Source organism: Paenibacillus cymbidii (assembly GCF_004764705.1).
In the GTDB taxonomy this organism is placed as follows: Bacteria; Bacillota; Bacilli; order Paenibacillales; family NBRC-103111; genus Paenibacillus_AN; species Paenibacillus_AN cymbidii.
In genome coordinates this window covers 513780-520130 of the sequence record NZ_SHLX01000002.1, presented here as the reverse complement: position 1 = coordinate 520130, position 6351 = coordinate 513780, and the positions used below count along the sequence as shown (strand labels likewise).

The 6351-nt window shown below is 52.1% G+C and carries 4 protein-coding genes, 6 tRNA genes, 1 rRNA gene and 2 pseudogenes; 11 read left to right on the top strand and 2 right to left on the bottom strand.

Annotated features, from left to right (window positions below):
• The 10 genes and pseudogenes from EXY20_RS05390 to EXY20_RS05345 form a co-directional block, all read left to right on the top strand.
• A 23S ribosomal RNA gene (locus tag EXY20_RS05390) occupies positions 1-225 on the top strand; the annotation flags it as partial.
• 118 nt (positions 226-343) lie between these two features.
• Positions 344-419 (top strand) — tRNA-Asn (locus EXY20_RS05385).
• A 3-nt stretch (positions 420-422) separates the two neighbouring features.
• A tRNA-Thr gene (locus EXY20_RS05380) sits at positions 423-498 on the top strand.
• Between the two features lie 7 nt (positions 499-505).
• A tRNA-Glu gene (locus EXY20_RS05375) sits at positions 506-580 on the top strand.
• A gap of 82 nt (positions 581-662) precedes the next feature.
• Positions 663-737, top strand: a tRNA-Gln gene (locus EXY20_RS05370).
• A 3-nt stretch (positions 738-740) separates the two neighbouring features.
• Positions 741-813 (top strand) — tRNA-Lys (locus EXY20_RS05365).
• 55 nt (positions 814-868) lie between these two features.
• Positions 869-951 (top strand) — tRNA-Leu (locus EXY20_RS05360).
• Between the two features lie 612 nt (positions 952-1563).
• Positions 1564-2004, top strand: coding sequence for a DUF6431 domain-containing protein (locus tag EXY20_RS39710; protein ID WP_328592491.1), 441 nt, complete (start codon positions 1564-1566; stop codon positions 2002-2004).
• An 11-nt stretch (positions 2005-2015) separates the two neighbouring features.
• A pseudogene (locus EXY20_RS40780) lies at positions 2016-3020 on the top strand (DDE-type integrase/transposase/recombinase); the annotation flags it as partial.
• 42 nt (positions 3021-3062) lie between these two features.
• Positions 3063-3881, top strand: coding sequence for an ExeA family protein (locus EXY20_RS05345; protein ID WP_135548404.1), 819 nt, complete (start codon positions 3063-3065; stop codon positions 3879-3881).
• Here EXY20_RS05345 and EXY20_RS39700 read toward each other — a convergent pair.
• Together EXY20_RS39700 and EXY20_RS05340 are read right to left on the bottom strand one after the other, a co-directional pair.
• A pseudogene (locus EXY20_RS39700) lies at positions 3856-4005 on the bottom strand (IS630 family transposase); the annotation flags it as partial. The gene EXY20_RS05345 and the pseudogene EXY20_RS39700 sit on opposite strands and share 26 nt — an antisense overlap.
• Positions 4006-4338: 333 nt before the next feature.
• The gene (locus EXY20_RS05340; protein ID WP_135548402.1) at positions 4339-5262 is read right to left on the bottom strand and encodes a LysR family transcriptional regulator; all 924 of its coding nucleotides are present in this window, start codon (positions 5260-5262) and stop codon (positions 4339-4341) included.
• Positions 5263-5412: 150 nt separating this feature from the next.
• On the opposite strand from EXY20_RS05340, the gene EXY20_RS05335 reads away from it, so the two are divergent.
• Positions 5413-6336, top strand: a complete 924-nt coding sequence (locus EXY20_RS05335; protein ID WP_135548400.1) for an ABC transporter permease — start codon at positions 5413-5415, stop codon at positions 6334-6336.
• Positions 6337-6351: the final 15 nt, after the last annotated feature.

Sequence of the window (6351 nt, the reverse complement as noted above, 5' to 3'; positions counted from 1 at the left end):
CGGGATGGACGTACCGCTGGTGTACCAGTTGTTCCGCCAGGAGCACCGCTGGGTAGCCAAGTACGGACGGGATAAGCGCTGAAAGCATCTAAGCGTGAAGCCCCCCTCAAGATGAGATTTCCCAGTACGTAAGACCCCTTGTAGACGACGAGGTGGATAGGTTCGGAGTGGAAGCGCAGCAATGCGTGCAGCTGACGAATACTAATCGGTCGAGGGCTTATCCTAAACGGCTTTACCGACAGGTAAAGACGGCTTCGGAAGCGTATGCTTCAAACCTTGTGTGCATGACATTCGTTTCGTATCCAGTTTTCAGGGCGCAAGTCCCTGAATCATGAAGGCATATTCCCTGATAGCTCAGTCGGTAGAGCACTCGACTGTTAATCGAGTTGTCGCAGGTTCGAGTCCTGCTCGGGGAGCCACTTGCTTCCATAGCTCAGTAGGTAGAGTGCATCCATGGTAAGGATGAGGTCACCGGTTCGATTCCGGTTGGAAGCTCCAGATTTACGGCCCGTTGGTCAAGGGGTTAAGACACCTCCCTTTCACGGAGGTAACAGGGGTTCGAATCCCCTACGGGTCACCATTGTTCCTTTAAGCTCGGGCATACATAAGACTTGCGCCCGTCGATTGTTTGCTTCGGCTGCTCAGCCGTAAGACAAGCACATTGGGGATTAGCCAAGCGGTAAGGCAACGGACTTTGACTCCGTCATGCCTAGGTTCGAATCCTAGATCCCCAGCCATTTGAGCCATTAGCTCAGTCGGTAGAGCACCTGACTTTTAATCAGGGTGTCGTAGGTTCGAGTCCTACATGGCTCATGTTTTATCCAATGAAGATTGACATCGCAAGTTATTGACGGGATGAATTGCGCTTGCGCGTATGGCGGAATTGGCAGACGCACCAGACTTAGGATCTGGCGGGCGACCGTGGGGGTTCAAGTCCCTCTACGCGCACCACAACTCTGTTTCATTTGCCCTTCAAAGAAGGGTTTTATTTATTTAGCATGACTAATACAATAACAGACGTATATAATAATCATTGCATGAATAAGGAATTAGGGTTATAATGTTTGAACAAGATAATCACTGGAGCATTCTGCTCGCACCATTGGCAACGTGGTGTTCCCTGCCGGGGGGACCATAATCTCCGAGTTTACCGAACGCTTTTACTACCCAACAAGAACAGCTCTGATGTCGAAAGCATCAGGGCTTTTTTCGTGCAAGGAGACGCTGAATAATGGTGCTTACACTTGAACAACTAATGGCCCGGACAACCAAACCGTTAATTACAGACATTAGTTTGCAGGTCCTACAAGAACTTTATGAACAGTATTTGTTGCCGTATACTGTTTCCGCTGAATGAAAAAGTCCGAAAGCTGACGTTAATGCCTGTCCGGCGGTTGACCGATATAATGACCAAGAAGAATAGCAAGGGGGAAAAGAAAAAACGCCGCTATGGGATGGATACTGCGGGAACAGTATCACAAGCGGCGTTTTTCACTACGAGTATGGTTATTGTATCAACATATACGTTACTTGAAAAGGAGCCGTGAAGCGGCGTTTTTTTAAGTGTGCGGGCAGGTGGCTACGCCCTGTTGTGGCGGATGCTTAGGCGCGGTGGGTAGTCGTCCGAGAGTATGTTACGTGAGCTCGGGAGAGAAGCGAACGCTTATCATTCGCAGGCTTTACTGCAAGGCATGTGAGCGAATTCACCATGAGTTGCCGGACATGCTTGTGCCCTACAAACGGTACGATGCGGAAAGCATCGAGAGAGCGGTCTCAGTGCCGGCCTGGATCGACATCGCGGCAGGCTGCCTGCAAGCCATTGCCAAGCGTTTTGAGCTCCCTGTGGTTGAACCGTCCATTCGACCTCAATCTGCACGCGCCTTACTCGGACCATTTGTAGGCGATGCTGCCGGATGGCTGAAACGAGCTGTCCGGCCGATCGCCAATTCGCATTTGTGGGTCACAGACCCGTTCTGCCTTTCTGTCCGGCCCCTTTCGGAGTAAACTCATCCACAATCCGAGAGAAAGGGGCATCAGACAGGAAGGATCAGAAGAAAGCGGAAGAAATCGCCGCACAGCGCGTTCAGTTGCTGTCGCCGTTGTTAGCGGAAGGGCTGGATTCAGCCAAGGCGAGTCAAATCAAGGCCTCTCTTTGTGAACAGACGGGGGTATCCGAGCGTACCTTGCGCCGGTATTTGCGCAGTATCAGGTGGGAGGCTTTGCCGGATTGAAGCCTAACCCCCGAGGTCGGCAGCGCGTAGATGCCGTGATCGTCCCGGCCGTATTGGAACAAGCGATCTTGCTCCGTCGCGAGGTGCCCAGCCGCAGTGTGCGGCAGATCATTCAGATACTGGAGTGGGAAGGACGCGTCAAACCGGGTGAAGTGAAGCGCAGCACCCTGCAGGAGAAGCTCACCCAGAGCGGGTACAGTTCCCGGCAAATGCGACTCTATGAAAGCAAGGGGGTGGCCGCAAGGCGTTTTCAGAAGCGTTGCCGCATGGCGCTGGCGCAGTCGGACATCAAATATGGACCCTACCTGCCCATCGGGCCCAGCGGCGAAAAGAAGCAAGTCTATCTCGTTCTGTTTGAGGATGATGCCTCACGGCTGGTGCTACATGGGAATTTTTCGCGTTGTTCGACCAGACGATCGTGGAAGATTGCTTTCGCAAAACGATTCAGAAGTACGGTGCACCTCAGGCGGTCTACTTCGATCAGGGGAAACAATATAAAACAAAGTGGATGACACGCACCTGTTCCAAGCTGGGGATTCGCCTTCTTTTTGCCAACCGCTGTCTCCGGAATCAAAAGGAAAAATTGAGCGACTGAACGGCGTCATCGATTCCTTTTTAAATGAAGTGGCCCTGGAAAAATCGAAGACGTTGGAGCAACTGAATGGGCTGTTTGGGGTGTGGCTCAGCGACCCGCTCTCCCGGAGCACCTGCAGCCGAAAGCGGCAGAAGCCTCGCGCTTGTTGCGCGGAGCCCAGAAGCAGCAGGCCCAGCGTCAGGAACGACAAACGCCCGCCATCTCCTTCCGCGCCATTCACAAGGAGGGGAAGCGCGATGTTTGAAGCGTTCTACGGCCTTCGCCATACGCCGTTTACACGGGATATACCGACCGATGAACTGTATATGCCGGTGATGCTGGAAGAAACGCTGGAGCGCCTGACCTACGCGGCGCAGCGCCAGTGGTTTGCTATTGTTACGGGAGACTGCGGAACGGGAAAAACGACCGCGATCCGCCGGATTACGGCGGCGTTGGATGCGGCGAAGTACAAAGTGCTGTATGTGTCGGACTCCAAGCTCACACCTCGCCATTTCTACAAGGGTGTGCTGGAACAGTTGGGCTGTGAATTGAAGTTTTACCGCGGCGACGCGAAACGGCAACTGCACCGCGAAATTGAACTGTTGCGCGGGATGCACCACGTCAAACCGTGTGTCATTGTCGATGAGGTGCATCTGCTCGATCGGGAGATGCTGGAGGAGGTCCGGTTTCTGCTTAACGTCAGGATGGACTCGGAAAGCCCAATGACGCTAATGCTGGTGGGACAAAGTGAGTTGTGGGACCGCCTCAGAATGCAGGCGTACACGGCGATCCGGCAGCGGATTGACCTGCAGTGCAAGCTTCACTATTATGATCGGGCGCAGACGGGTGCGTATATGGCCAGACATCTGGCCTATGCGGGAAGTGAGCACGACATGTTCTCCGATGGTGCGATCGACGTCATCTGCCAGTTCTCGGGCGGCGCGGCCCGGTTGATCAACAAAGTGTGTACAAACAGCTTGATCTACGGGGAGTACGTTCCCACGCCGACAGTTCCTGAACTATTTCGGAAATCGAAGGAATGCGTCAACCCAGGCATTGGCTGGTCATCACACTAAGTTTAATTTCTGCAATATTCAGCCAACTCCCATGCTTGGGTGTGTAGTGTATCCTCCAATCGCTTGGCTAAGCGGTTTCAGGCTCGAAGGCTTGGTAGAGCGAAGCGGTGGAATGCGTGTTGACTATATATGTTTTGTTGTTTAACCGCAGTAACTCTTGTGAGTGGAGCAGCCAAACCCAAATCGGCGCCTTTGCAGGCGCGCCGAAAGATTCGAAAACTGCCATCGTCCGGTCATAGCTTTGGAGGATGCGAAGTTAGAGAAGCCATGCAGTGTCTGTATTCTGTATGAAGGTAGATAGCGCGGGTATACCTCTGAACGCAACACTGGCCATTATGCAGACGCTTGAAACGCCGCGCACGTGCAAGGGGGGGCGGTTTATCCGGCTGATCGGTAAGCGGATAACGATGGGAAATGGACACATACGCTTGAGAACGGCTGCACCAAGCAGGCGAAATTAAAGTGGAGCAAGGACAGAAGCCCCGGAACCGGATGGATCCGGGGCTTTCATGTTTTGAAGCAGATCTCGAACGATTCTGGGCAGTGCGTACTTTTTCAGTCGCACCGAGGCGACCTGCATTTTGAAGGGCTGATCGTTCAACATCAGTTTGACAGCAGCAATGTTGCCGTTCTCCAGGAAGTTATGGTTGCGAATAACAAGCTCGGGTATTATGCTGATCGCCGCATCTTGCGCTACCTTGCGTTTAATGTAATCCAGGTTGTTGGTTACGACGGAATATTGGAAAGAGTCATCATTGAAATAATAATTCAGCCAATCGACCATATTGCAGTTGTAGCTGATGAGACTCAAATTCAGCAGATCCTCCGGGTATAACTGTTCCCGATCCGCGAGAAGATTACGTTTGTTGACGCATACATACATATTGCTTTCGAGCAATACATTGCATTTCAAATCTGGCTCCTTCGTCAGATTCGGATTGACAACCATAAAGCCGACATGAATGACATGCTGCATAACGTCTTGCATAATTTCCTTCGACTTTTTCTCCGTGATGTCTATTTGCAATTTCGGATTATTCTGCATCAATAATTCCAGCGACTCCGACAGGATCGGGGTGAATAACGGAACGCAGGCAAGCGATATTTTGTTGCTGGCGGCTCCTTTGCACTCCTCGATCCATTCATCGAACTCCTGCAGTTGTTCCAAGATTTCATCTGCTTTCGCAATGATACGCTTTCCCGTTTCGGTTGGTGTGACGCCGGATTGCAAGCGAATAAACAGGGGGGAACCCAGATGGTCTTCAAATCGCAGCAAGGACTTGCTGATCGCGGATTGGGACACGTGCAGATTGCGAGCGGCAGCCGAAACGGAGCCGGATCGCGCGATTTCAACCAAATAGCGCAATTGTTCTATTTGCATGGGGTTCCCTCCGGTCTGATGATCTGCAGGGTATGACTTCCATTCATATCGGTATGAATAATATCTATTTTATCTGATTGGCATTATGAAGTACACTCTATTCAAGAAAGCGTTTTAATAAGCCATGCCGGAAGGGGATACCAATTTGACATGAAGCATTCTGCGGAAATAGCAAGCCGGATCAAAAAAGACAAATGGCTCTATTTCATCGCCCTGCCGGGCATTCTGTACTTCGCCTTATTCCATTACGGTCCGATGTACGGCATCGTGGTGGCGTTCAAGCATTACAACATTTACAAGGGTGTGTTTGCGAGCCCCTGGATCGGGCTCGACAACTTTCATACGCTGTTCGGGATGTCCGGCTTCCGACGCGCACTGTGGAATACAGTCATCCTCGGGTGTTATCAATTGCTCTTCGTCTTCCCGGCGCCGATCATTCTGTCCTTGCTGATTAATGAGCTTCGGCATGTTGCCTACAAGAAATTGGTCCAAACGGCTATTTACCTGCCTCACTTCGTTTCGTGGATTGTCATCGGAGGCATCATGTATGCCATTCTCTCGCCCACGACCGGGGTCGTGAAGGAGGTGGCCGTATGGTTCGGCTATCACGACAGCGTGATCAACCTGATGGCCAGCGCGGATTACTTTCGCTCGGTGCTGATCGCGTCGAGCATCTGGAAGGAGGCGGGCTTCGGCACGGTGCTGTACCTGGCCACGATCGTTACGATCGATCCCCATCTCTATGAGGCGGCGGAGGTCGACGGGGCCAGAAAGTGGCGGCAGATCTGGCATATCACGCTGCCCGGCCTGCGCACCACGATCGTCATCCTGCTGATCTTCCATGTCGGCAATTTCTTGAATGTTGGCCTGGAGCAGGTGTACGCCTTGTACAATCCGGCAGTGTACTCCGTCAGTGAAATTCTCGATACTTTCCTGTATAAGCTGGCATTCGAAAGCGCCAAGTACGATTTGGCCACCGCTTCCGGCGTGTTCAAATCGGTCGTCGGATTGATCCTCGTGATCACGACGAACTACATCGCCAAAAAAATCGATCCGGACAGCGGCCTTATCTGATGGAAGCATCACTCC